The organism is Clostridium pabulibutyricum, from assembly GCF_058242705.1.
The window spans coordinates 348,428-373,929 of record NZ_JBZAYZ010000001.1; the positions used below are offsets into that span (position 1 = coordinate 348,428).

Annotated in this window: 26 protein-coding genes and 2 pseudogenes; 27 read left to right on the forward strand and 1 reads right to left on the reverse strand. The window is 34.1% G+C overall.

Features of this window, described 5'->3' with window-relative positions:
* The 24 genes and pseudogenes from hisH to AC4CVH_RS01875 all read left to right on the forward strand — a co-directional run.
* Positions 1-606, forward strand: coding sequence for an imidazole glycerol phosphate synthase subunit HisH (gene hisH, locus AC4CVH_RS01760; protein WP_490785996.1), 606 nt, complete (start codon positions 1-3; stop codon positions 604-606).
* On the forward strand, positions 603-1,319 hold the full coding sequence (gene hisA / locus AC4CVH_RS01765; RefSeq protein WP_490785997.1) for a 1-(5-phosphoribosyl)-5-[(5-phosphoribosylamino)methylideneamino]imidazole-4-carboxamide isomerase: 717 nt from the start codon (positions 603-605) through the stop codon (positions 1,317-1,319). Before hisH ends, hisA begins: the two co-directional genes overlap by 4 nt.
* Before the next feature lie 19 nt (positions 1,320-1,338).
* On the forward strand, positions 1,339-2,409 hold the full coding sequence (gene hisC, locus AC4CVH_RS01770) for a histidinol-phosphate transaminase (RefSeq protein WP_490785998.1): 1,071 nt from the start codon (positions 1,339-1,341) through the stop codon (positions 2,407-2,409).
* Between the two features lie 15 nt (positions 2,410-2,424).
* Positions 2,425-3,186, forward strand: a complete 762-nt coding sequence (hisF, locus tag AC4CVH_RS01775; protein ID WP_490785999.1) for an imidazole glycerol phosphate synthase subunit HisF — start codon at positions 2,425-2,427, stop codon at positions 3,184-3,186.
* A gap of 11 nt (positions 3,187-3,197) precedes the next feature.
* The gene (gene hisI / locus AC4CVH_RS01780) at positions 3,198-3,539 is read left to right on the forward strand and encodes a phosphoribosyl-AMP cyclohydrolase (RefSeq protein WP_490786000.1); all 342 of its coding nucleotides are present in this window, start codon (positions 3,198-3,200) and stop codon (positions 3,537-3,539) included.
* 26 nt (positions 3,540-3,565) lie between these two features.
* Complete coding sequence (gene hisE, locus AC4CVH_RS01785; protein WP_490786001.1) at positions 3,566-3,898, forward strand: phosphoribosyl-ATP diphosphatase; 333 nt, start codon at positions 3,566-3,568, stop codon at positions 3,896-3,898.
* A gap of 104 nt (positions 3,899-4,002) precedes the next feature.
* On the forward strand, positions 4,003-4,929 hold the full coding sequence (locus AC4CVH_RS01790) for an AEC family transporter (RefSeq protein ID WP_490786002.1): 927 nt from the start codon (positions 4,003-4,005) through the stop codon (positions 4,927-4,929).
* Positions 4,930-4,991: 62 nt separating this feature from the next.
* Entirely contained in the window at positions 4,992-5,765 is a 774-nt protein-coding gene (locus AC4CVH_RS01795; RefSeq protein WP_490786304.1) for a histidinol phosphate phosphatase, read from the forward strand.
* A 91-nt stretch (positions 5,766-5,856) separates the two neighbouring features.
* Positions 5,857-6,303, forward strand: coding sequence for an RrF2 family transcriptional regulator (locus AC4CVH_RS01800; RefSeq protein WP_490786003.1), 447 nt, complete (start codon positions 5,857-5,859; stop codon positions 6,301-6,303).
* A gap of 104 nt (positions 6,304-6,407) precedes the next feature.
* Positions 6,408-6,839, forward strand: a complete 432-nt coding sequence (locus AC4CVH_RS01805) for a PRC-barrel domain-containing protein (RefSeq protein ID WP_490786004.1) — start codon at positions 6,408-6,410, stop codon at positions 6,837-6,839.
* 23 nt (positions 6,840-6,862) lie between these two features.
* The gene (locus tag AC4CVH_RS01810) at positions 6,863-7,891 is read left to right on the forward strand and encodes an AI-2E family transporter (protein WP_490786005.1); all 1,029 of its coding nucleotides are present in this window, start codon (positions 6,863-6,865) and stop codon (positions 7,889-7,891) included.
* A 321-nt stretch (positions 7,892-8,212) separates the two neighbouring features.
* Positions 8,213-10,852 carry an alanine--tRNA ligase gene (alaS, locus tag AC4CVH_RS01815; RefSeq protein WP_490786006.1) on the forward strand — a complete coding sequence of 880 codons (2,640 nt, stop codon included), beginning with the start codon at positions 8,213-8,215 and terminating at the stop codon, positions 10,850-10,852.
* Positions 10,853-10,914: 62 nt separating this feature from the next.
* Positions 10,915-11,166, forward strand: coding sequence for an IreB family regulatory phosphoprotein (locus AC4CVH_RS01820; RefSeq protein ID WP_490786007.1), 252 nt, complete (start codon positions 10,915-10,917; stop codon positions 11,164-11,166).
* A gap of 62 nt (positions 11,167-11,228) precedes the next feature.
* Entirely contained in the window at positions 11,229-11,639 is a 411-nt protein-coding gene (ruvX, locus tag AC4CVH_RS01825) for a Holliday junction resolvase RuvX (RefSeq protein ID WP_490786008.1), read from the forward strand.
* A gap of 38 nt (positions 11,640-11,677) precedes the next feature.
* Positions 11,678-11,938, forward strand: a complete 261-nt coding sequence (locus tag AC4CVH_RS01830) for a DUF1292 domain-containing protein (protein ID WP_490786009.1) — start codon at positions 11,678-11,680, stop codon at positions 11,936-11,938.
* 188 nt (positions 11,939-12,126) lie between these two features.
* A complete protein-coding gene (locus AC4CVH_RS01835) occupies positions 12,127-12,588 on the forward strand; it encodes a Fur family transcriptional regulator (RefSeq protein WP_490786010.1) in 462 nt (153 codons plus the stop codon).
* 18 nt (positions 12,589-12,606) lie between these two features.
* Positions 12,607-14,274 (forward strand): ribonuclease J, encoded by a 1,668-nt coding sequence (locus tag AC4CVH_RS01840; protein ID WP_490786011.1) that lies wholly within the window; start codon positions 12,607-12,609, stop codon positions 14,272-14,274.
* Between the two features lie 27 nt (positions 14,275-14,301).
* Positions 14,302-14,655, forward strand: coding sequence for a YlbF family regulator (locus tag AC4CVH_RS01845; RefSeq protein WP_490786012.1), 354 nt, complete (start codon positions 14,302-14,304; stop codon positions 14,653-14,655).
* 182 nt (positions 14,656-14,837) lie between these two features.
* Positions 14,838-16,661 carry a translational GTPase TypA gene (gene typA, locus AC4CVH_RS01850; protein WP_490786013.1) on the forward strand — a complete coding sequence of 608 codons (1,824 nt, stop codon included), beginning with the start codon at positions 14,838-14,840 and terminating at the stop codon, positions 16,659-16,661.
* 15 nt (positions 16,662-16,676) lie between these two features.
* On the forward strand, positions 16,677-17,699 hold the full coding sequence (gene mltG / locus AC4CVH_RS01855; RefSeq protein WP_490786014.1) for an endolytic transglycosylase MltG: 1,023 nt from the start codon (positions 16,677-16,679) through the stop codon (positions 17,697-17,699).
* Between the two features lie 13 nt (positions 17,700-17,712).
* On the forward strand, positions 17,713-18,363 hold the full coding sequence (locus AC4CVH_RS01860) for an O-methyltransferase (RefSeq protein WP_490786015.1): 651 nt from the start codon (positions 17,713-17,715) through the stop codon (positions 18,361-18,363).
* A gap of 1 nt (position 18,364) precedes the next feature.
* Positions 18,365-19,591 (forward strand): peptidase U32 family protein, encoded by a 1,227-nt coding sequence (locus AC4CVH_RS01865; RefSeq protein WP_490786016.1) that lies wholly within the window; start codon positions 18,365-18,367, stop codon positions 19,589-19,591.
* Between the two features lie 75 nt (positions 19,592-19,666).
* Entirely contained in the window at positions 19,667-21,343 is a 1,677-nt protein-coding gene (locus AC4CVH_RS01870; RefSeq protein WP_490786017.1) for a penicillin-binding transpeptidase domain-containing protein, read from the forward strand.
* Positions 21,344-21,414: 71 nt separating this feature from the next.
* Positions 21,415-21,843 (forward strand): annotated as a pseudogene (locus AC4CVH_RS01875) (sigma-70 family RNA polymerase sigma factor); the annotation flags it as partial.
* Positions 21,844-21,934: 91 nt separating this feature from the next.
* On the opposite strand, the gene AC4CVH_RS01880 reads toward AC4CVH_RS01875, so the two are convergent.
* Positions 21,935-23,458, reverse strand: coding sequence for a recombinase family protein (locus tag AC4CVH_RS01880; protein ID WP_490786018.1), 1,524 nt, complete (start codon positions 23,456-23,458; stop codon positions 21,935-21,937).
* A gap of 113 nt (positions 23,459-23,571) precedes the next feature.
* Between AC4CVH_RS01880 and AC4CVH_RS01885 the strand changes: the two genes are divergently transcribed.
* The 3 genes and pseudogenes from AC4CVH_RS01885 to AC4CVH_RS01895 all read left to right on the forward strand — a co-directional run bounded on the left by AC4CVH_RS01885 (position 23,572) and on the right by AC4CVH_RS01895 (position 25,430).
* Positions 23,572-23,718, forward strand: coding sequence for a hypothetical protein (locus AC4CVH_RS01885; protein WP_490786019.1), 147 nt, complete (start codon positions 23,572-23,574; stop codon positions 23,716-23,718).
* A 215-nt stretch (positions 23,719-23,933) separates the two neighbouring features.
* Positions 23,934-24,227 (forward strand): annotated as a pseudogene (locus AC4CVH_RS01890) (sigma factor-like helix-turn-helix DNA-binding protein); the annotation flags it as partial.
* A gap of 147 nt (positions 24,228-24,374) precedes the next feature.
* Positions 24,375-25,430, forward strand: coding sequence for a type IV pilus twitching motility protein PilT (locus tag AC4CVH_RS01895; RefSeq protein WP_490786020.1), 1,056 nt, complete (start codon positions 24,375-24,377; stop codon positions 25,428-25,430).
* Positions 25,431-25,502 lie beyond the last annotated feature (72 nt).

Sequence of the window (25,502 nt, forward strand, 5' to 3'; positions counted from 1 at the left end):
TTGATTTCTATTGTGGACTACGGAATGGGAAATTTAAGGAGTGTTCAAAAGGCTCTTGAGTTTATCGGGGCTGATACAGAAATAACAGGGGACAGAGATAAAATACTAAAGGCAGATGGAATAATACTTCCAGGTGTTGGTGCTTTCCCGGATGCCATGGATAGTATAAAAAAATTTGGTATAGATAAAGTTCTTCATGAAGCAGTGGATAAAGGCACTCCTCTTATGGGAATATGTCTTGGAATGCAGCTGCTTTTCGAAGAGGGAGAAGAAGTAAGGCATGAAAATGGACTTGGATTTTTAAAGGGAAAGATAAAAAAACTTGATATAGACTTGAAAATACCTCACATGGGATGGAACAATCTTGTATTTGATGGAAAATGCAATATACTGGATGGGGTAAAAGAGGGCAGCTATGTTTATTTTGTCCATTCCTACTATGCGGATGTAGATGATGAAAATGTATTGAAGGCTCACAGCGTTTATGGAATAGATATTCCGGCAGTTGTAAGCAGGGAAAATGTATATGGGATGCAGTTCCATCCGGAAAAGAGTGGAGATATAGGAATGAGGATGCTCAAAAACTTTTGGGAGATGATAAGATGATAATATTTCCTGCTATGGATTTAAAAGATGGAAAATGCGTGAGATTGTACCAGGGTAAATTCGACAGATCGCAAGTGGTTGGGGAAAGTCCTGTGGAAGTTTCAAAAATGTTTAAAAAACAGGGTGCCGGTTATATACATATGGTTGATTTGGATGGTGCCTTGAATGGAAGAATAAAGAACATTAATATAATAAAAAAAGTGGTTGAAAGTGTAGGAATACCTGTAGAACTTGGAGGAGGCATAAGAAACATTGAAACAATAGACAGTCTTCTTGAAGCAGGTATTTCAAGAGTAATACTTGGAACAGCAGCTCTTAAAAATCCTCGGTTTGTGAAAGAGGCAGTGAAAAAGTACGGAGAAAAAATAGTTGTTGGAATAGATGCAAAAAATGGAAAAGTTGCAGTAGATGGGTGGGTTAATGTAAGCGAAGTAGATTATATAGATTTTGCAAAACAGATGGAGGATATAGGGGTTTCAACAATAATATTTACAGATATAAGCAGGGATGGAACACTTGAAGGACCAAATCTAGAGCAGCTTGGAAACATAAAAGAAAGTGTGACCTGCGATATAATAGCTTCAGGCGGGATAAAGAATCTTCAGGATTTAAAAAATATATCAGAGATGGGGATATATGGTGCAATAACGGGGAAGGCCATATATTCTGGAACTATAAACTTAGAGGAAGCTATAAATACGTGTGAAAAATAATTTGTTGGAGGGTGTGAAAATGAGTATATATTGGAGTGAAGTTACAAAAAATGTCGAACCCTATGTTTGTGGAGAACAGCCGAAAGACAAGAAGTATGTAAAGTTAAATACAAATGAAAATCCGTATCCCCCTTCGAAACATGTGATAGAGGCTATAAATAATTGTGCAAAGGACGATTTAAGGCTTTATCCAGATCCTGACTGCGATAAACTCAGAGAATCAATTTCAAATTATTACGATTTGAAAAAAGATCAGATATTTATAGGAAATGGATCGGATGAAGTACTTGCAATGTCATTTTTGGCTTTCTTTGATAAAAAGGATAATATAGTTTTCCCTGACATTACATATAGCTTTTATCCTGTTTATGCAAATTTGTATGGCATAAAATACAGACTTGCAGAGTTAAATGAAGACTTCTCAATACCAGTTGAAGAATTTATCAAAAATAATGGAGGAATTGTAATCCCAAATCCCAATGCTCCCACAGGGAAGGCTTTGGACGTTGATTCCATAGAGAAAATTGTAAAGTGCAACAAGGATTACGTAGTAATTATAGATGAGGCATATGTTGATTTTGGATGTCATTCAGCAGTTGAGCTTATAAATAAATATAAGAATCTGCTTGTGGTTCAAACTTTTTCGAAGTCAAGGTCTCTTGCAGGACTCAGGGTTGGTTTTGCACTTGGAGACAAGGAACTTATAGAAGGACTAAACAGGATAAAAAATTCATTTAATTCTTATACGGTGGATAGAATTGCATCCAAGGCGGCGGTGGCTGCCATAAAAGATGAAGATTATTTTATAAAGTGTACGGAAAATGTAATAAAGACAAGGGAAAGTACTACCTTTAGGCTTGAAAAGCTTGGATTCAAGGTTGTACCTTCAAAAGCAAATTTTATATTTATAAATCATCCTGAATTGAATGCAGGTGAAGTTTTTTTAAAGCTTAAGGAAAAGGGCGTGCTTGTCAGATATTTTGATAAAGAAAAAACAAACAACTATTTGAGGGTAAGCATAGGTTCTGAAGGTGATATGAATGTATTTATATCAAAAGTCAGTGAAATCATAAGTGAGGCTAAATTGTAAAGGGAGGTGTTTTGCATGCTTACAAAAAGAATAGTTCCATGTCTTGATGTTAACATGGGCAGAGTTGTAAAGGGAATAAATTTTGTGGATTTGAAAGATGTAGGCGATCCTGTGGAAATAGCAAAGGAATATAATATGCAGGGTGCTGATGAAATAGTTTTTCTTGATATAACTGCAACCCATGAAAAAAGAAAAACAATGATAGATGTGGTAAGGAGAGCTGCAGAGCAGGTTTTTATTCCACTTACCGTGGGTGGAGGAATAAGAAATCTGGATGATTTTAAAAATATTCTAAGGGCAGGAGCTGATAAAATATCTGTAAATTCTGCGGCTATAAGAAACCCCGAACTTATAAAGAAGGCTGCTGACAGATTTGGAAGCCAGTGTGTTGTAGTTGCCATTGATGCGAGAAAGAGAAAAGATGACAGTGGATGGAATGTAGTTATAAACGGAGGAAGAATAGATACAGGACTTGATGCACTCAAGTGGGCTGAGAAAGTACAAAAACTCGGTGCCGGAGAAGTTTTGCTTACCAGTATGGATGCAGATGGAACAAAAAAAGGATATGATATTCCTCTTACAAAGGCGGTAATTGATATATTGAACATACCTGTAATTGCATCGGGGGGATGCGGATCCCTTCATGATTTCTATGATGTATTCAATGAATCCGGTGCTGATGCTGCACTTGTCGCATCACTTTTTCATTATGGTGAACTTACGATAGAACAGGTAAAAAAATATCTTAGAGAAAAGGATGTGCCTGTAAGGCTTTAGGAGGAAAAAATATGGCTGGAATTGATTATGATATTGATATTTTAAAAAAAGCTGATTTTAAGGGAGGACTGCTTCCGGCTGTAGTTCAGGATTTCAAAAATTCCGAGGTTCTTATGCTTGCATATATGAATGAAGAGTCACTTAAGAGGACACTTGAAAGCGGAACTACCTGGTTCTGGAGCAGATCAAGGAGTGAGTATTGGAACAAGGGAGCCACATCTGGACATTTTCAATATGTAAAAAGTATATCACTGGATTGTGATTATGATACAATCCTTTTGAAGGTTGATCAGATGGGAGCTGCATGTCATACTGGAAACAGAAGCTGCTTTTTTAACAAGCTTACAAAATAGCATTTACGTGTGGAGAGGAGAAAATTATGGGTGTAAAGGATACTATAAATGAACTTTATGGAATAATGGAAAGCAGAAAAAATGATCCTGTGGAGGGATCTTATACAAATTATCTTTTTGAAAAGGGTATAGATAAAATATTAAAGAAGGTCGGAGAAGAAAGTACGGAAGTAATTGTTGCAAGCAAGAATGGAAAAAAAGACGAGGAAGTTCCGGAAATATGCGATCTTATATATCATATTGTAGTTCTTATGGTAAATCAAGGAATTACACTTGATGAAATAGATCAAGAATTAAAAAACAGAAGAAAGAAAATAAAGAACAAAAAACCCGAGAGAAAAAACATAGAAAAAATTTAAAAAACTTGTCTTCAGATATATTTTATGGTAGATAAATGTTTGAATTGGAGGAGAATATCTATTATAATAAGGTATGTTTATTTTTTACTTCTGGGGGGAGTCTTTTGAACTACAAAGTAATAGATGAGGTAATCATTCTGTCAATTATAATGGCAGCAGGTTTTTTTGCAAGAAAGAAGAATATAGTGAGGGAGGAAAGTGTCAGCAGTCTTTCGAATCTACTTATAAATATAACTCTCCCAGCACTTCTTCTTTCTTCTTTTAATTATGATTATTCTCCAAAAATGTTTGTCGAAGCAAAGAGGATATTTTTATATTCTTTTGTGTTGAATTTGTTAATTGCATTTATAAGCAGATTTTTGACATTAAAATATAATAAAGATTCAAGTAAAATTATAAGATTTGCCGCAATATTTTCAAACAGCGGTTTTATGGGATATCCTGTTCTTGAAGGATTGTTTGGTAAAATAGGTATATTTTACGGAGCTGTATTTAACATACCGTTGAATATTATAATGTTCAGTATTGGAATTATGATATACACTGGAAAAAAAGACATGAAAACAATAAAGGGTGTTATTACGAATCCTGCTGTAATTTCAACCATAGCTGGATTTTTGCTATTTATGTTTTCTATAAAAATACCAACAGTTTTAAATGAGGCGATAAGTACTGTAGGTTCAATGACGACACCGCTTTCCATGATAATAGTTGGATGCATGCTGGCGGAAATGAAGTTTGAAGATATATTTAAAGGCAGCATAGCTTATTATATATGTCTGGTAAGACTTTTGTTGATCCCGGCTATAAGTTTTGTTATATTGAAATTGATAAGAGCGGACAGCTTTATGCTTCAGATATCAGTTGTGATTCAGGCAATGCCGGTTGCGGTTCTGTCTCCAATACTCGCACAAAAATATAATTCGGATGAAAAACTTGCATCAAAGAGTGTCTTCATAACAACCATTTTCTCAATGATAACTATACCTGTTGTGGTTGCTGCACTTCAATATTTTGATAAATTATTTTAGTGGACAAAGGGTATAATGAAGTGTATATTGTGAAAAATAATTATATGGAACAAGGTGATTTTATGTTTGATACACATGTACATACTGCTTTTTCGACTGATTCCAAAATGAAAATTCAAGATGCACTGGATTCAGCTGAGAAAAGACGACTGAATATTACAATTACAGAACATATGGACATAGGTTATCCTGAAAAAGGCGAATTTATCTTTGAGCCTTCTGAGTATTTTAGTGAATATTCAAGATTCAGGGAAAAGGGAGTTTTGCTTGGAATAGAAATTGGAATGAAAGAGGAGTCCGAGGATAAATCAAGGCTTGTAGTATGTGATAATCCTTTTGACTTTGTACTCGGTTCAATTCATCTTGTAGATGATATTGACCTGTATTATAGTGAATACTATGAAGGGAGGAGCAAAGAGGAGGCATATGAAAGGTATCTTTGTGCAATGCTCAATAATTTGAAAAAATTTGATTTTATAGATAGCCTTGCTCATATAGATTATATTGCAAGATATGCCAAATACAGTGATTGTGAACTCTATTATGGTGATTTCCCGGATTTGATTGATGAAATTTTGAAAACGCTAATAGATACTGGAAAATGTATTGAGCTTAACACGAAAAGGCTTGAAAACGAAAATTCGAGAAGCTCTCTTGTCAAGATATATAAAAGATATTGTGAACTTGGAGGAAGATATATTACAGTTGGATCCGATGCCCATGATGAAGGAAAAATCGGCTGCAATTTTGATATTGCATTTGATATATCAAGTTATTGCGGACTCAAGGTAGTTTACTTTAAAAACAGAAATATGGAGTATTCGAGAGATAGTTAGCTTGTGTCTATTATAGTTGACAGGTTTAGTCGGATTTGATAATATAATAACATAGACAAATTATAAGTTGTGTATCAAAGGAAGTGGTTAAGTGAAGCTATCCACAAAAGGAAGATACGGAGTCAAGGCAATGGTTGACCTTGCTGTTCACTACGGAAGTGAACCATGTTCTATAAAAAGTATTTCCGAGAGACAGGGAATATCTGAGTATTATCTAGAACAGCTTTTTTCACCGCTTAGAAAGGCAAATCTTATAAAAAGTATAAGAGGAGCCCAGGGAGGATATATACTTAACAGGCCGCCGGAAAGTATAACGGTTGGGGACATCATGAAGATACTTGAAGGACCCATTGAGATATCGGAGTGTATAGACGATGAGGAAGGAAGTTCATGCAACAACTCCAGTTACTGTGCGACTAGGCTGCTCTGGTCAAGAATCAGGGATAGCATAGACAGTGTAATGGAATCTACGACATTGCAGAATATTGTAGATGATTATAATGATATTCAAAAAAAGAAGACTGTTAAAGATAGATAACTTTAAAATATAACTCTTTGTTGGATTTGGACGAGAGTTATATTTTTTATTTTTTGGGGGAAATTAAAATTAGCTAAATATTCTTTATTGAAAAGGTGATATGCTTGTACAGAATACGGGACTTTATTTTTAAAGAGGTTGTAAGTCTGAATGGAAAAAAACTTGGTTTTATAGGTGATATACTCATTGATTTCGATCAAAAGATTGTAAGTGGATTTGATGTAATCTCGAATAATATATTGAGAAAGGATTTGAATGTAGATGTACGTGACACCCTGAGTTTTGAACCGGTTTTGATAACATCGTCGTTTTTTAGAGGGGAAAGAGTAAAGTTCAATGATATAAGAGCTTTTGATGTGGTGGATAGGGGAGGAAGAATAATGGGACATCTGGAAGATGTAGTTTTTTATGAGAAAAGCTTTAAAATAAGGGCGTTTATATTGTCCCGTGGTTTTATCTATGATATTTTCAGAAAAAGAAAGCTTTTACCGGCACAAAAGCTGGTGCTTGGAGAGAAAAGTATATTATACATATAAATAATTATATACAAGAGGCGAAAATGAATAATATAAAATTGAAAAAATCAATAAAATACATAGTAATACTGATTGCAGTAATATGCACTGCGGTAATTTTTAAAAAAAGTGCTGCAGTCAGAGAGATAATTTGTCTTTTGGTTGTATCTCTGTTTATAACGTATATGTTAAAGCCGTTTTATATGAAACTTGTAGATTTGGAAATTGGAAGATCCACGTCGGCGATTATACTTGTATCGGGTTCGGTGCTTGTGTGTGTATGTTTGTTTATGCTTATAATACCATGCTTTTTCAATGAAAATATGAATATAAAGTATATAATGCAGGGAATACAAAATTTAACAGAGCAAATATATAAAAATTTAAAGCCGGGCAGAGGCAGTGGAATTCTTTATAGAATAACAGACACACTGTATTATAAAATACAGGAAATTGTCATGGGAATTTCAGGAAAGATATATGAAATTTTGATGAAGCTTAGCGGTATACTTGTATATGTGGTTGTGATACCGATAGTTGTGTATTATTTTTTGATGGATGGAAGAAAGATATCTCATGGAATTCTAAATTTCCTTCCTATAAGAACGAGAAGTAGAGCATCGAATATAGTCAGACATATAGATATTGTTCTTGGAAGATATATTTTCAGTCAGGTGCTTTTGAGCTTCCTTATAGGAATTGTTACCTTTGTGATACTTTTGATATTAAAAGTTGATTTCCCTTTTATCCTCTCTCTTATAAATGCGTTTTTCAATATAATTCCATATTTCGGACCAATATTTGGAGCCATACCGGCTGTTCTTGTAGGCTTTATGAAATCACCGAGAACTGCGATTTATATAATGGTGTGCCTATATGTCCTTCAGCAGATAGAAGGCAATATACTCAGTCCGAAGGTAACTGCTGAAAGTGTAAGCATGCATCCTCTTTCAGTTATATTTTTGATTATATTGGGAGAAAAAGCGGCAGGATTCGTTGGAATGGTGGCGGTTATACCGATAGCTGCAGTTGTTAAGATAATATATAAGGATCTTACTTACTATATATTCTGATTTTTGGCAGTATTTAAATCTTCGGAATAATATTGACATCAATGCTTATTTTATTTATAATTTTATAGTAATTGAATATTTGAGATAATGATTGGAATAAGTAAGTGCGTTTTAAAAAAGAGAGGAAGCGTAAGGTGAAAACTTCCATTTATGACATGCTGAAGCTATCCATGAATCATAAGTGAGTTGTGAGAGACATAAATTGTGCTTTGATTTTTATGTAATTAGGGTGGTACCACGGATTGGCCTTCGTCCCTTGTAAGGGATGATAGCTTTTTTTATTTTGTACCACATTTTTAATATTAAAGGAGAGATTAAGATATGGAAAATTTGGGATTGAACCAAATAAGAGAAATGTATTTGAAGTTTTTTGAAGAAAAAGGACATCTTAGGCTTCCGAGTTTTTCTCTTGTTCCGAAACAGGATAAGAGTTTGCTTCTTATAAATGCAGGAATGGCACCATTGAAACCTTATTTTACAGGACTTCAGGTTCCACCCAGAAAGAGAGTTACTACATGTCAGAAATGCATAAGAACAGGAGATATAGAAAATGTAGGAAAGACTTCAAGACATGGTACATTTTTTGAAATGCTCGGAAACTTTTCTTTTGGAGATTATTTTAAATCAGAGGTAATTCCTTGGGCGTGGGAGTTTATAACACAGGTTATGAAGCTTCCGAAAGACAGGCTTTATGTTACCATATACTTGGATGATGATGAAGCATATGAGATATGGACAGAAAAGACTGATGTTAATCCCAAAAATATATTCAGACTTGGAAAAGAGGATAATTTTTGGGAACATGGAGAAGGACCCTGCGGACCTTGTTCTGAAATCCATTTTGACAAGGTAGGTCTTGATATAAAAACTGCTGAAGATTTTGTAGCGGCGGGAGACGAAGACAAGGTTGTTGAGTTGTGGAACCTTGTGTTTACTCAATTTGATAAAGATGAAAGTGGAAAGTATAATAAGCTCCCAAATCCAAACATAGATACAGGAATGGGACTTGAAAGAATGGCAACTGTAATGCAGGGAAAAGACAGTATTTTTGAGGTGGATACGATACGTGACATATTAAATGAAGTTTGCAGGATTTCAAATACAAAATATGGTGAGAGTAAAAAGCAGGATGTATCCCTCAGAGTTATAACAGATCATATAAGAAGTATTACCTTTATGATAAGTGATGAAATACTTCCTTCGAATGAGGGACGCGGCTATGTTCTGAGGAGACTTCTGAGAAGGGCTGCAATGCATGGAAAGTCACTTCACATAAAAACTCCGTTTTTGTGTGGACTTGTAGATGTTGTTGTAAGAAATTCAATGCAGGGATATCCGGAATTAAAGGAAAGACAGGGATACATAGAAAAAGTGATAAAACTTGAAGAGGAAAGATTTGATCAAACTATAGACAGTGGAATGAACATACTTGATTCTTTTATAGAAGAAATGAAGTCAGAAGGTATAAAAGAGCTTTCAGGTGAAAGGGCATTTAAACTCTATGATACTTATGGTTTTCCTGTAGAGCTTACAAAGGAAATACTTGAAAACAATAATATGACAGTAGTTCTTGACAAGTTCATGGAGGAAATGAAGAAACAAAAAGACAGGGCAAGAGCAGCAAGGGAACATACAAATTACATGGGTGCGGAAGATACTGTATTAAATAAAATACCGCTTGATATAGACACTGAGTTTACAGGTTATGAAAGTCTTGAATCTGAATCAAAAGTAAGAATTATAATAAAGAATGAGGAAATAGTTGAAAGTTTGAGTGAAGGTGACACGGGAGTTATAGTTGTTGATTCTACTCCATTTTATGCAGAAATGGGAGGACAGGTTGGAGATCATGGAATAATTTCAAACGATGGATTCAAAGCGGAAGTTTTTGACTGCAAACACAATGTGGCAGGAAAAATAATGCATTTTGTTCATGTTGTATCAGGGGAACTTTATGCTGGAAATATGGTTTATTTAAGTGTTTCAGAGACAAATAGAAACAATATAAGAAAAAATCATACTGCAACGCATATTTTAGATGAAGCTTTGAGAAAGGTGCTTGGAAGCCATGTGCACCAGTCAGGTTCTTATGTAGATGACAAAAGACTCAGATTTGATTTTAACCATTTTGAACCTGTGAGCCGTGAAAAGCTTGCTGAAATTGAAAGACTCGTCAATAAAATTGTAATGAAGGCGGAAAATGTTAAAACTGATATAATGTCGCTGGATGATGCTAAGAAAAGCGGGGCAATTGCTTTGTTTGATGATAAGTACAAAGATGAAGTAAGGGTTGTATCAGTTGGAAATTTCAGCAGGGAACTTTGTGGGGGTACCCATGCGGAAAATTCTGGAGAAATAGGACTTTTTAAAATAATAAGTGAAACAGGAATAGCTGCCGGGATAAGAAGAATAGAAGCAGTTACAGGTGAGTCTGCACTTGAATATATTGAGTCAAAATGCGATATAATAGATAAAATATCATTAAAGCTCAAGTGCTCTGAGCCGGATTTGCTCAAAAAGCTTGATTCTGTTACACTTGAATTGAAGAATAGTGAAAAGGAAGTTCGTGATCTCAAATCGAAAATTGCCGGAGGCTCCGAGGAAAAAATATTGGGTTCTGAAGAAAATATAAAGGGCGTAAAACTTTACCGGGGAGTATTGAAGGATATAGACAGAGATTCCATGAGAAATCTGGCGGACAAAATAAGAACAAAAGATGAGAATGCTGTAGTTGTCCTTGGAAGCAGTATTGATGGAAAAGTAAATCTTATTGCAATGGCATCAAAGGCAGCCGTAAAAAAAGGTGTTCATTGTGGAAAGATAATAAAAGAGATTGCATCAATTTGTGGCGGAGGCGGCGGTGGAAGACCCGACATGGCACAAGCCGGAGGGAAACTTCCAGATAAACTTTGTGATGCGGTTGGAAGTGCTTCTTTAATTGTTCAAAATATAGTTGAGTAGTATACAATTTATAAAATATGTTTTATAATGTACTTATTAGAATTGTGAGCGGGGTGATATAAATGAGTGAAGATAATACTATTCAGTTTGATATTTCAGAAAGTAAAAAGGCTCTTACAAAGGAAATATTGACGGAAGTTTATGATTCGCTAATTAAGAAAGGATATAATCCAGTCAATCAGCTTGTTGGATATTTGATTTCTGATGATCCGACTTATATAACAAATTATAATGGTGCGAGATCTCTAATCAAGAAACTTGAAAGAGATGAAATACTCGAAGAGGTTTTGAAGGCATATTTGGACATAAAATAAAGGCTAGTCTGTATATTTTGTTTGCAGGTTTTGGAGAATGTTATTTTATATGGAGAATATATATGAGAATATTAGGTTTGGATGTTGGTGATAGGACTATTGGGGTTGCTGTAAGCGACCCCTTGGGATTTACAGCGCAGGGAATTACGACTGTGAGAAGAAAAAACCAGGAAAATGATATAGAAGAAATAAAAAAAATATGTGAATCCTATGATGTAGAACTTATTATATCGGGGCTTCCAAAGAATATGAATGGTACTCTTGGCCCTCAGAGCCGGAAAGTAGAAGAGTTTTGCAGCGAAATACGAAAGAAGATAGATATTCCAATAAAAATGTGGGATGAGAGGCTTACGACGGCTGCAGCCAACAGGGCTATGCTTGCAGCTGACTTGTCAAGAAAAAAAAGAAAAAATATAGTTGACAAGGTAGCGGCTACGTATATATTGCAGGGGTATTTGGATAGTATATATTAAAAGAGGCTTTTTAGTTTTATAGACGGAGTGTATTTTGTATGAAAATTGATTTGAAAAATATAGTTCTTGAAGATCAAAACGGGAAAAAGACAAGGTTTGAATTTGTTACTAAACTTGAGGTGGATGGTAGAGAATACTTTATCGTTGTTCCAAAAGATAATAATGATTCGGAAGAGGCAATAGTTCTCAAAATTCATGTTGATGAAAAAGGCAGCAGTTTGTTTGAAACCGTGGAAGACGAAGAAGAATTTTCTAATGTAGTTGGAGCTTATGAGATGACTTTTGAAGATAATATTTAAAATAAATTATTTTTTACTGTCAGTATCAAAATTAAAAGCTATGCTTACATAGCTTTTAATTTTGATATTAATTGATTTTCAATTGACTGCTACCTTTTATAGTATTAAACTAGGATTGAAGTAAATGTTATTATGCATTTGACCCTTAAAATATTATATTTAAATTTTAATTGAAATGAGGTAGTATGATGTCAATACTTTCATCTGGAGAAATAGAAAGACTAAAGAATAGTTTGAAGGAAAAAGGTTATAAGCTTACACCACAAAGACGTGCTATAGTTGACATAATAATAAAAAATGAAGGAAAACATCTCACAACAGAGGAGATATACGATCTTGTTAAAAAAGATTGTCCTGAAATAGGATTGGCTACAGTGTACAGAACTGTTCAATTGCTGGAAGATATTGGTGTAGTGTGCAAGCTTGATCTAGGTGATGGATGCAGCAGATATGAGATAGTACATGAAAAAGAAATTCACCATCATCATCATCTTATATGCACTAGATGTTCGAAAATAATTGAGGTTCCGGATCATCTCTTAGAGGGTCTTGAATCACAAATAGAAAATAAATATAAATTTAAAATTTTAAATCATAGTCTAAAGTTTTATGGAATATGTAGTGAATGTTTAAAAAAATCAAAAGAATAAATAGGAAGGAGGATTTATTTGCGTAGAGAAAGAGATAAAATAAAAATTATTCCATTGGGCGGTTTAGGCGAGATAGGGAAAAATATGACTGTTATAGAATATAAAAATGACATCATAGTCATTGATTGTGGACTTAGTTTTCCTGACGAAGAGATGCTCGGAATAGATCTTGTTATACCTGATATAACTTATCTTAAGAAGAACATTGACAAGGTTAGAGGTATATTTTTGACACATGGACATGAGGACCACATAGGTGCTCTTCCATATGTACTAAAGGAGGTAAATGTACCTGTTTATGGTACTAAACTCACACTTGGAATAGTTGAAACAAAATTGAAGGAACATGGTATGTTAGATAAAGTGAATCTTAATGTCGTTGTGCCTTCAGATGTAATAAAGCTTGATAATATGTCCGTTGAGTTTATAAGAACTGGTCACAGTATAGCAGATTCAACAGCTATAGCTGTCAATACACGTGTCGGTACGATACTTCATACAGGAGATTTTAAAGTCGATTATACACCTATTGATGGAAGTGTGATTGATCTTGCAAGATTTGCAGAACTTGGGAAGAAGGGCGTTCTGCTTATGCTGGCCGACAGCACTAATGTGGAAAGACCAGGATATACAATGTCTGAAAGTACCGTTGGCGAAACCTTTCAGAGGTTTTTTGCAAGTGCAAAAAACAGAATAATAGTAGCTACTTTTGCATCTAACATACACAGAATCCAGCAGATAATAACTGCTGCTGAAAAATATAACCGTAAAGTAGCTATATCAGGAAGAAGCATGGAGAATATAATGGAGGTGGCAACAAATCTCGGTTATATCAATGTTAACAAAAATACAATTATAAATATTGACAATATAAACAGGTATCCTAATAACAGACTTGTAATAATAACAACAGGAAGTCAGGGGGAACCAATGTCTGCACTTTCAAGGATGGCTGCGTCTGAACACAAAAAGGTGAATATAATACCAGGTGACAGAATAATAATTTCGGCAAGTGCCATACCAGGAAATGAAAAGCTGATATCAAGAGTTATAAACCAATTGTTTAAAAAAGGTGCAGAGGTAATATATTCAGCACTGGCAGATGTTCACGTGTCAGGTCATGCCTGCCAGGAAGAGCTTAAGCTTATGCATACCCTTGTAAAGCCAAAGTTTTTCATGCCGGTTCATGGTGAGTACAGACATTTGAAGCAGCATGCTGACCTTGCAATGAAACTTGGCAAACCATCGAAGAATATTATAATGGCCAATAACGGAGATGTTATAGAACTTTCGAGGGACTCAATAAAAAAGAATGGAACTGTTGTATCGGGACAGGTTTTTGTAGATGGACTTGGAGTTGGAGATGTAGGAAATATAGTACTCAGAGACAGAAGGCATCTTTCGCAGGATGGAATACTTACAGTTGTTGTTACTATTGAGAAGGAAAGTGGCAATGTAATTGCAGGGCCTGATATAATTTCAAGGGGATTTGTGTACGTAAGAGAGTCAGAAGACCTTATGGAAGAGGCAAAACAGCTTGTTAGTGATGCACTTGAAGAATGTCATGAAAAACATGTAACTGAATGGGCAAGTATTAAATCCAGTGTAAAGGATGTTCTAAGAACATTTTTGTACGAAAGAACGAAGAGAAAACCAATGATACTTCCAATAATTATGGAAATATAAAATTGATTAGAAAGGATTTAATTCAATATGAGTGTATATGAAAAAGCAGATGAACTTGCAGAGGAATTGAAAAACTGCGAGGAAGTTGTTGAGTTAAGAAATGCAGGCAAGGAAATAATCGACAGTGAAGAAAACAAAAAGATAATTGACGATTTTAGGCACATGCAGATGGATGCATATTCAGAACAGATGAAAAATGGTGTATTGTCAGAAGAAACCAAAAAAAGGTTCAATGATATGGCTGCTGTTATGGACAGCAATCCAGCTGTAAGCAAATATATACACACAGAAGAAAAATTTACTATGATGTGGCAGAAAATACTTGATAAATTGAACACTGCAATAGGGATAGATTTTTCTTTTGGAGCAGATAACAAATAAAATAATTTTATTTATAAAGGCATTTAAACTATTACAGTAAGTTGACTTTTTTAGACTATGATATTAAAATAGATATGTTAACTTTAATTGGATACTAAAAAGTATCCAATTTTTTTGGTAAATTATTTATAATACAGCTTAATGCATTTGATTAGTTTAAGTGTAAAATTGGAGGAATAATAATGGATTTATTTACAAGAAACGATATAAGAAATGTGGCAATAATAGCGCACGTAGATCATGGTAAAACCACATTGGTTGATGCATTGCTTAAACAAAGTCATGTGTTTAGGGCAAATGAAAAGGTTGAAGAAAGAGTAATGGATTCAAATGCTCTTGAAAAAGAAAGAGGTATAACTATACTTTCAAAAAATACTTCTGTTGTACACAATGGAATAAAGATAAATATAGTAGATACACCGGGACATGCAGATTTCGGTGGTGAGGTAGAACGTGTTCTTGAGATGGTTGACAGTGTACTTTTACTGGTTGATGCCTATGAAGGACCTATGCCGCAGACAAAATTCGTACTTAGAAAAGCTTTGGAGCTTAAGCTTAATCCAATAGTTGTAATAAATAAAATAGATAAACCTAATGCAAGACCGGATGAGGTGCTTGATGAAATATTTGATTTATTTGTAGAACTTGGCGCAAATGACAGACAGCTTGATTTTCCAGTTGTATATTGTTCTGCAAAGGCTGGAGTTGCAAAGTTCGATGTAGATGATGAAGCAGTTGACATGACTCCTGTTTTTGAAACTATAATAAAAAATGTTCCAGCTCCACAGGGATATGTTGATAAACCACTTCAAATGCTTGTAACTACCATTGACCATAATGAATATGTGGGAAGAATAGGTGTTGGAAAGATAACACGAGGGGTTATAAGAAAAAATGATCCTGTTGTATTGATTAGAAAAGATGGAAAATGTGAAAATGTGAAGGTTTCAAATCTTTATGTTTACAATGGACTTAAAAAGGACGAGACAAATGAGGCGAAGCTTGGAGATATAGTTGCCGTATCAGGAATCCCAGACATAAATATAGGTGAAACTTTGGCGGATCCGTCAGCTCCCGAGGCACTTCCTTTTGTAGACATAGATGAGCCAACGCTAAGCATGTATTTTATGACAAATGATTCACCTTTTGCAGGAAAAGAAGGCGAATATGTCACTTCAAGACATTTGAGAGACAGACTTTTCAAGGAACTTGAAACCAACGTTTCTTTGAAAGTAGAGGAAACAGATTCATCGGATTGCTTTAAAGTAAGTGGAAGAGGAGAACTCCATCTTTCAATACTTATAGAAACAATGAGAAGAGAAGGTTATGAGTTCCAAGTTTCAAAACCAACAGTTATATTTAAAGAAGAAAATGGGAAAAAGCTTGAACCTATTGAATACTTGACAATAGATGTCCCAGAAGAGTTCATGGGTGTTGTAATGGAAAAACTTGGGCCAAGAAAAGCTGATATGGTAAATATGACATCGGCAGTAAACGGATATACAAGACTTGAATTTAAAATACCGGCAAGAGGACTTATTGGATTCAGAAATGAATTCATGACAGACACAAAAGGAAATGGAATAATGAATCATGTATTGGATGGATATGAACCTTATAAAGGTGATATACCTGAAAGGACAAGAGGTTCACTTGTAGTATTCGATCCTGGCACCACTGTAACATATGGACTTTTTAATGCGCAGGAAAGAGGAACTCTTTTCATAGGTCCTGGAATTGAAGTATATGCGGGAATGATAGCAGGCGAATGTTCAAGATCTGAGGATATAGATGTAAATGTATGTAAGAAAAAACATCTTTCAAACACAAGATCATCTGGAGCAGATGATTCCCTAAAACTTGTACCTATTGCACCTATGAGTCTTGAAAAATCACTTGAATTTATAGCATCTGACGAACTTGTCGAGATTACTCCAAAGAGTGTACGAATGAGAAAGAAGATACTTGATGCAGATTTAAGAAAAAAGGCTATGAGAAGAAAGTAGGAAGGATTGTCTATATTGAAAAATAATTTAACAAAGCTTTTCCTGGCTCTTGGTATTGGTTTTATAATTTTAGTTGGATGTGTACTTTATTTTGGATACAGGGGGGTAATACATCCCCTCGAAAAAAACGGTGATAGAGTCAGTTTTAAAGTTGAAAAAAATGAGAACATTGACAGATTAGTTGACGAATTATATGACAATGGAAAGATTGCTAGAAAAAACTTGTTGAAGTGGTATTTAGACAAAAAATTTTCTGGAATCGATATAAAACCGGGTGAGTATTCCTTCGATGGGAATATTCATATAAATAATTTTGTGAGATATATTGAAAGTGGAATAACAGATGACAGGCCTGTAAGTCTCACAATACCGGAAGGCTATGATATTGAGCAAATAGCCGACCTGCTGAATAAAAAGGGGATAATAGACAGAAAAAGTTTTTTGGAAAGCCTAAAAAATTACAAGTATCCTGCCTTTGCCAAAATTGATAAAGGCAGAAGATATGTTCTTGAAGGATACTTGTTTCCTGATACATACCAGTTTCTAAAAGGAAGCAGTGGGAATTTTATAATAGAGACAATGCTTGATAGATTTTCGGATGTGATGTCGGAAGTTGAAAAAAAGTATAATAAAAAGTTTACAAATGATGAAATTGATAAAATAGTTACCATGGCGTCTATTGTAGAAAAAGAAGTTAAGCGGCCTGATGAAAGAGGAAAAGCGGCATCAGTTTTTTATAACAGACTTGAAAAACATATGAAGCTGCAGTCATGTGCTACTGTTTTGTATTCTTTGAATAAACATAAGGACAAACTTTATTACAAGGATTTGACTGTTAAATCGCCATATAATACTTATATTGTAGACGGGATGCCAAAAGGACCGATATCAAATCCTGGTAAAGGTTGTATCGAGGCGGCGATAAAGCCGGATAAAACTAATTATATTTATTTTGTTTCTAAAAACAATGGAAGTCACTTTTTTACAGATGATATAAAAAAATTTTCTGAAGTAAAAGAAATTACTCAGGAAAATTGATTTTGGAGGAAACATGAGCAGTGGAGTTAGTCTTGATTATGTGGAGAATTATATAAGGTCATTGATTGGTGAACATACTGGAATCTTGAGAGACATGGAGTGTTATGCAGCTGAAAATGCTGTTCCAATTGTGCAGAAGGAAATTGCGAGGTTTATAGAATTTATGATTACAATCAAGAACCCCGGAAATATACTTGAACTTGGAACGGCAATAGGATATTCTTCAATTTTGATGAAATTGAGTTCCGTAGGTGATTGTCATATAACTACAATAGAGAGAAGCCCGGATATGGCGAAAATCGCACGTGAGAATATACAAAAGGCAGGATTTTATGACAGTATAAATGTTATAGAAGGCGAGTGCATGAATGAGCTGTTGAAACTTAAAGGCAGATATGATTTGATATTTATAGATGCAGGAAAGGGACATTACAGTCATTTCCTTCCTGAATGTTTGAGGCTGCTCGACAAAAATGGAATAATAATTGCAGATAATGTACTTTTTAGAGGTATGATAGCTTCTGATAAACTTGTTTTAAGAAGAAAGATAACAATAGTCAAGAGAATGAGAAAATATTTGGAAATGATATCGGATGGGAAGAAATTTGTAACATCGGTTATACCTATGGGAGATGGAATTTCCATAACTGTCAGGAGGAATTGACATGAAGAAACCTGAACTTCTGGCGCCTGCCGGAAATATTGAAAAACTGAAAACTGCAATAAATTTTGGAGCGGATGCAGTTTATCTCGGTGGTAGCAGGCTTAATTTGAGAGCTTTTGCCGATAATTTCACTGATGATGAATTGAAAAACGGTGTGGATTATGCTCACAATATGGGCAGAAAAGTATATGTAACAGTGAATGTGTTTCCGCACAATAGTGATTTAAATGGAATTGAGAGCTATTTAAAAAAGCTGTATGATACTGGAGTTGATGGCATAATAGTGTCGGACCCAGGTATAATAATGACGGCAAGAGAAGTTGTACCGAATCTTGAACTTCATTTGAGTACACAGGCTAACAATGTCAATTGGAAGTCAGCACAATTTTGGCACAATCAAGGTATAAAGAGAATAGTTATGGCAAGAGAGATATCACTTGACGATATAAAGTCAATACGACATCATCTTGACGAGGATTGTGAGATTGAGGTTTTTGTACATGGATCCATGTGCATGTCGTATTCGGGAAGATGTGTAATATCTAATTATATGACTGGAAGAGATGCAAACAGAGGACAATGTGCCCAGCCGTGCAGGTATAAATATTATCTTATGGAAGAAAAGAGACCTGGTGAGTACTTCCCTGTTTTTGAGGACGACAAAGGAGCATATATATTGAATTCAAAGGATCTGTGTATGATAGAGCATATACCGGAGCTTGTTGATGCAGGAGTGGATTCACTTAAAATAGAAGGAAGAATGAAGAGTTCATATTATGTTGCAGCTGTTGTAAAGGCATATAGACAGGCGATAGATGCTTATTTTCAAAATAAAGAAGGATATGTGTTTCAAAAGAAATGGAAGGATAATCTCCTAAAGGTAAGTCATAGGGTGTATTCAACAGGATTTTATTTTGGAAAACCCGATATGCAGATATATGAAACGTCATCTTATATACGAGATTATGATATAGTTGGAGTGGTTAGAGGTTATGATCCTGATAGCAAAATAGCCAATATAGAGCAGAGAAACAAAGTATATGAAGGAGATAAAGTTGAGGTTTTGAGGCCAGAAGGCGATAATTTTTTTGTGGAACTCAAAGATATGAGGGACGATACAGGTGAGAAAATTGATTCAGCTCCAAAGGCGCAGATGATATTTACGATAGAGACAAACATGACTTTAAAAACAGATGACATGCTTTTGAAGTCTAAAAATAAACATTAGTATATTTATTTTGTAATGTTTTGAATAAAACATCTTATTTTGGATAGAAATTATTCTAGATGAGGTGTTTTTTATATGTTTAAGATAAATAGGAACAAAATATCCAAAAGGCAGAAAATAGTGTTTGTATCAATTTTGATTTTATTTTTATTGTTAGGATTTAAAATATTTGAGATTCAACATTTTCAGTATGGCAAGCTCAGTGTAATGGCAAATTCACAATACTCTTATTCTGAAAATACAACTGACGCTGAATATAAGCTTTTTGACTGCAAAGGCAAGGAACTTTTGAATTATAACAAGAAATATTATGCAGTAATATGTCCTGATATATTCTTGAATGACAACAAAAGCATGAAGTCTGAGAATGTGCTTACACTTGTTTATGTGCTGAGAAATTATAATGAAAAATATGATATTTCCAAAAGCAAGTATTTAAATGGCAGTCAGAAACTATATTATGAGGTGGATGAGAGTACATACGAAAAATTGAAAAAATTAAAAGGGATAAAGGGATTTTATACATACGAGTATTCACCTGTAGATAAGTCTGGAGTGTGGAAGATTGAAAATCTTCTTGTAAATACTAAAAGAACAAAAGACAATTCCACAAAATCACCTGATTCCATAGAAATGAAAATCCATGAAAAAACTAAGAATAATAAAATATCAAAGGTGATTTTTCAGAAAGATGTTGACAATAATATAATAGGAAGCAGTGAGAGTACAGGCAAGAATAATGTAAATGTAAGGCTTACTTTGGATAGAAATATGGAAGATGGTATAAAATCTGTCATAAACAATTATAATAATAAAAAATTTGGCCAGATTGGTGTAGTTCTCATGGAGTCTGATACAGGTGATATACGAGCTATTGTTCAAAAAGATGATACGGAACCAAATGTAAATCTTGGAGTATCTACAAACCATGGTTTTTTCCCGGGCTCAACATTTAAAATACTTGTTGAAGAAGCAGGACTTGACAACAATAAGATATCAGTTGATGATAAATTTGTATCGAGAGGCTTGTTTGAGAAAAAAGATGATCAAGATTCAAAAGGAGAAACGTTTACTCCTGAAGAAGCATTTGTTGCTTCAAACAACGATATTTTTTCCCAGATAGGTGATAAAGTTGGCTTTGATAGTATATATAACAATTTAAAATCTCATGGACTTTTGAAAAAAACCTTAGGATTTGATCAGGAAAAAACAGGGGAATTTGAAGTGAAAAATCCAAAAGTATCAGATGGAAGCCTTGGACTTACATCTATTGGACAGAATATAAGAATAACACCTCTTGAAGCTGTAAGTATACCTAATACGGTAATAAATTCAGGGGTATATGTAGAGCCGCACATAATAGATGCGTATGTTGATAATAATAATAAAGTTATAAAAAAAGAAGAGTACAATAGCATGCAGATAATAAAGAAGTCAACTGCAGATGTAATGAAAAATCAGATGAGGGAGGTAGTCGAAAAAGGAACAGGATCACTTGCGTATATTGATAATTTTCAAGTCGGTGGAAAAACTGGCAGTACTCAGAGAATGGAAGTTTCAAACAAAACAAATTCGGTTCAGGAGCATTCTGATGGATGGTTTGTAGGATTTTTCAATGCAGGTGGTAAAAATTATTCCATGGTTGTATTTGTTCAGAATATAAATAAAGATACAGAGAGTGGTGGAAATAGTGCTGCACCCATATTTAAGGAAATAGTCTCAAAAGTTTTCGGAAATACAAAAAACAATTAAATTGAGCATATATGCACTTTTTTTAAATAAGGCTCATATTATATTAATAAGCACTATTAGGAGGAGCAGCTGTGTTTTTAACGAATTGCTTATTGGATATTATTAGCAGTATGTTGTTTATGACTGGATATGTTACTAATAATAGCTCATTTCCACAACCTCTGAATGACGAGGAAGAAAAATACTATTTAAAAAAGCTTAAAGAGGGAGATTTACTTGCAAAAAGCGTACTGGTTGAAAGAAATTTGAGATTGGTGGCTCATATTGTAAAAAAGTATTCTTATCCGGGAAAGGATATAGATGATTTGATTTCAATAGGTACAGTTGGGTTGATAAAGGCAATAGATTCCTTTGACCAATCAAAAGGTACCAAACTTGCCACTTATGCAGCAAAATGCATTGAAAATGAAATACTTATGCTTATAAGAAATAATAAGAAGATAAAAGGTGAAGTTTACTTGCAGGATCCTATAGGAATAGACAAAGAGGGCAATGAATTGCCCTCCAGAGGATAGATGTATCCAGAAGAGGGCTAAGTTATGGTATTATCATTTATTATAAACCATATATTTTAAAAATAAAAGCCAATTTTTAGAAAATAATGCGCGGGTATATGACAAGAGAGAACTCATCGTTTTTTTGATCTTTTCTTTTTTTATAAACGGCCTTGTTGATTACATTTTTTAAAAGAAGGTTTTTCTCGGCAATGCTGTTTGAGTTTTTATATGCGTCGAGAACATTTTTTATTTTTGATATGTAGTCTTCGATATTTCTTGTATTGTTCTCAACTTCAATTTTATTTTTTATAATGTCAATGACCTTTTTTGTATCTTCAATTCTTGAGGATACGTTCTTGGATCTTTCGGTAAAAGTATCTATATCATATATTCCTCTTTCAAATAGATCGAATAGATTATTTTCCTGGCTTTTGAGTTCATTTAGTTTATTAATCAAACTTTTTAAATGTTTTTTATATGATTCTAGATTTGGATTCAACTTTTGTGGGCTGAGTTTTATATTCAATTCAAGGTTCTGCAATAGAGATTCTATACTATCAAGCATTCTGCTTTCTATGTATATGAATTTTGAACTTTTGTTTCCACATGATCTGGCACATATAATGTGAGGTTCTCCTGTCTTGTAGGATCTGTATACCATTTTTGATCCGCAGTTGCTGCATATTACGATTCCCGCCAGTGGATTCCTTATTTTTGCCGTAAGTTTGTATGGAGTGTGATACTTACCTTTCATTATGCTGTTTGCTGCGTAAAATGTATTTTTATCTATTATAGACGGATGCTTTCCGTTTACTATTATCCATTGCTTTCTTGGTCTTGTTCTGGTTTCTTTTATTTTATTTGGTTTTTTGGACTTTTTTATATCTTTTTTCTTCCATGTTATTTTTCCTATATATACGGGGTTTTTTATTATATTGGATATTATGGAAGGTTCCCAGTCTTTGCCTGTATAGGATTTGTAGCCAAGTTTGTTCAGTTCCCTAGCGATATTTGTGTAGCCCATGTTTTTATTTACGTACATGTCGAATACGAGACGTACAACGGAAGATTGTTCTTCATCGGGGTCAAGTGTTCTGAAATGTTTACCTTCCTTTATATTATATCCGTATGGCGGAAGAGGAGAAAGATAGTTACCTTCCTCTATAGAACGGAGTCTTCCACTCTGGAGTCTTCGATTTATCATCTTTAATTCCTTGCGGGACATAAAGGCTTCAAATTCGGAATACTCTTCATCAAAGTCATCATTTAAATCATAGGTTTTCTGCAGCGTTATAATTTTGGTATTATGTTCTTTGAAAGTTTGGAGAATGAGGCCCTGTTCCTGCATATTCCCACGCCCAAGCCTTTGCATATCCATGCAGAGTACTGCATCGTACATATTTTTTTCGATTTCTCCAAGCATCTTTAGCATTTCGGGTCTATGTATAAGACTTTCTCCAGAGACAATTTCTTCATATATCTTTATTATGTCGAGTTTTTTTCCGGCAGCGTACTTGAGAAGGGCTTTTCTGTGTTTTGCGAGAGTTTCACCCTGCCCAAGATCTCTCTCAATTTCTTCATCGGCACGTGATTTACGAAGATAAATACATACTCTCATTTAATAATTCACCTCGTTTTAATAGAGTAAGCTATTTTATTCATATCTTTTATTGAAAGCTGTACAAGTATATTTATATATATGTATTAATAAATTAAAATAGAGGTGGTTTTATGAAAAATGAAAGATTTTTCAAATCTGGAAATACATCTATAAAGATAATTTTTCCTGAAATCACCGAAGAGGAGAACGAGAGACGTAAACAAGAAGTAAGAAAACTTGCTGTAAGGATAGTAGAGAACAGCATTAGAAAGAAATAAAAGTACAGAATCTAAAGAAATAGTACTTATATGTAAGGATTTATTTTCAATTAGTGTTGTAACTGTTTACAAAATATTGTATAATTACAATACATACTAATTATATCCATTTAAGATTATATCTTTAAATACTCTTAAATGTGATTTTCAAAAACCCTGGCTAATCCAAGGTTTTCTTTTTATACATTTCAGATAAAATACAGTACGTCCATCATGCAGAGGGCAATGAAATTTCATTGATGGATGTTTTGGGAAGCGACGAGGATTCCATAGTTGAAATTGTAGAACATAAAATGCAGGTAAGAAAATTATATTTAAAAATAAATACATGTCTTACAAGTAGGGAAAAATGTGTAGTTGAAATGAGATATGGACTTTCAGAGGGTAAACCCAGAACCCAGAGAGAAATAGCAAAGTTTCTTGGAATATCAAGATCATATGTTTCACGAATAGAAAAAAAAGCTTTGAAGAAATTATACAAAGAAATGAATTATGGGAAGAAACAGTAAAGTAATTTTACCGTATATTGTATGGCAATATATGCAATATAACTAAATTTACACCTTATTTGGAGTATTGTATTAAAGATTTTAAATATAGTACGATTAATAATATAGAGAAATGTCTACATTAAATACTTCGAAAGGGGAAAAAAGGTGAAGTTGCTGAAAGAATTATTGGAACTAACTACTAGAGAAAATGCATCAGATTTACATTTAACTGTGGGAGTACCCCCTATTATAAGAAAAAACGGTAAATTAAGTAAAGCTGGAAATGAAAAGTTGAAACCAGGTGATACAGAAAAATATGCAAAAGATATACTCAACGGTGATTATGATAAGTATGTTGAAACAGGTGAAATTGATAGCTCATTTTCAGTATCTGGTCTTGGAAGATTTAGAGTTAATGTTTTTAAACAAAGAGGCAGTAGCTCAATTGCAATAAGAGTAGTTGGACTCAAGGTACCGACTTTAAATGAGCTTAAATTTCCACCGGTGATTAAAACATTTACTTCATATAAAAGGGGTATGATTCTTGTAACAGGTCCTACAGGAAGTGGAAAAAGTACGACTCTTGCTGCAATGGTAAATGAGATAAATTCAACAAGGGCGGCTCATATAATAACACTTGAAGATCCTATAGAGTATCTTCACAAACATAGTAAATCTATAATAAATCAAAGGGAAATAGGGAAGGATAGTTGTAGTTATTCCACTGCACTCAAGTCTATTCTAAGAGAAGACCCGGATGTTATTTTAGTTGGAGAAATGAGGGATCTTGAAACGATATCAATTGCCCTTACTGCAGCGGAAACGGGGACTTTGGTATTGTCAACGCTTCATACAATAGGAGCGGCAAAAACAATAGACAGGATAATAGATGTATTTCCGGCCTATCAGCAACAGCAAATAAAAATACGACTTGCAGCTGTCGTGGGAGGAATAGTATCACAGCAGCTTGTAACAAACATAGATGGCAAGAGCAGAGTTGCAGCACTTGAGATAATGGTTGCTACAGCGGCTATAAGGAATATGATAAGGGAAGGTAAAGGCCATCAGATAGAATCAGCTATGCAGACTGGTGCCAAATATGGGATGAAGACAATGGATATGTCCCTTGCAGAGTTGTATAAGAGAGGGAAAATATCAATGGAGTCCATGCTTGCGTATGCCGTTGACAGAGATATGATAAAGAGAATAATAGAACTTTGATATTATAAAATTGTATGTTGTGTAAAATATTTATTAACAGTATAAACACTATAGTAATTGATAAGTATTTAT

What these genes read in the sequence shown, in the direction of transcription:
- AC4CVH_RS01880 (WP_490786018.1), bottom strand. Translation starts at nt 23,458, where the DNA reads ATGAGAGTATGTATTTATCTTCGTAAATCACGTGCCGATGAAGAAATT.
- hisI (WP_490786000.1), top strand. Translation starts at nt 3,198, where the DNA reads ATGGCTGGAATTGATTATGATATTGATATTTTAAAAAAAGCTGATTTT.
- AC4CVH_RS01820 (WP_490786007.1), top strand. Translation starts at nt 10,915, where the DNA reads ATGAGTGAAGATAATACTATTCAGTTTGATATTTCAGAAAGTAAAAAG.
- AC4CVH_RS01795 (WP_490786304.1), top strand. Translation starts at nt 4,992, where the DNA reads ATGTTTGATACACATGTACATACTGCTTTTTCGACTGATTCCAAAATG.
- AC4CVH_RS01830 (WP_490786009.1), top strand. Translation starts at nt 11,678, where the DNA reads ATGAAAATTGATTTGAAAAATATAGTTCTTGAAGATCAAAACGGGAAA.
- AC4CVH_RS01810 (WP_490786005.1), top strand. Translation starts at nt 6,863, where the DNA reads ATGAATAATATAAAATTGAAAAAATCAATAAAATACATAGTAATACTG.
- hisA (WP_490785997.1), top strand. Translation starts at nt 603, where the DNA reads ATGATAATATTTCCTGCTATGGATTTAAAAGATGGAAAATGCGTGAGA.
- AC4CVH_RS01860 (WP_490786015.1), top strand. Translation starts at nt 17,713, where the DNA reads ATGAGCAGTGGAGTTAGTCTTGATTATGTGGAGAATTATATAAGGTCA.
- AC4CVH_RS01835 (WP_490786010.1), top strand. Translation starts at nt 12,127, where the DNA reads ATGTCAATACTTTCATCTGGAGAAATAGAAAGACTAAAGAATAGTTTG.
- AC4CVH_RS01885 (WP_490786019.1), top strand. Translation starts at nt 23,572, where the DNA reads ATGAAAAATGAAAGATTTTTCAAATCTGGAAATACATCTATAAAGATA.
- ruvX (WP_490786008.1), top strand. Translation starts at nt 11,229, where the DNA reads ATGAGAATATTAGGTTTGGATGTTGGTGATAGGACTATTGGGGTTGCT.
- hisE (WP_490786001.1), top strand. Translation starts at nt 3,566, where the DNA reads ATGGGTGTAAAGGATACTATAAATGAACTTTATGGAATAATGGAAAGC.
- AC4CVH_RS01845 (WP_490786012.1), top strand. Translation starts at nt 14,302, where the DNA reads ATGAGTGTATATGAAAAAGCAGATGAACTTGCAGAGGAATTGAAAAAC.
- alaS (WP_490786006.1), top strand. Translation starts at nt 8,213, where the DNA reads ATGGAAAATTTGGGATTGAACCAAATAAGAGAAATGTATTTGAAGTTT.
- typA (WP_490786013.1), top strand. Translation starts at nt 14,838, where the DNA reads ATGGATTTATTTACAAGAAACGATATAAGAAATGTGGCAATAATAGCG.
- AC4CVH_RS01870 (WP_490786017.1), top strand. Translation starts at nt 19,667, where the DNA reads ATGTTTAAGATAAATAGGAACAAAATATCCAAAAGGCAGAAAATAGTG.
- hisC (WP_490785998.1), top strand. Translation starts at nt 1,339, where the DNA reads ATGAGTATATATTGGAGTGAAGTTACAAAAAATGTCGAACCCTATGTT.
- AC4CVH_RS01865 (WP_490786016.1), top strand. Translation starts at nt 18,365, where the DNA reads ATGAAGAAACCTGAACTTCTGGCGCCTGCCGGAAATATTGAAAAACTG.
- hisF (WP_490785999.1), top strand. Translation starts at nt 2,425, where the DNA reads ATGCTTACAAAAAGAATAGTTCCATGTCTTGATGTTAACATGGGCAGA.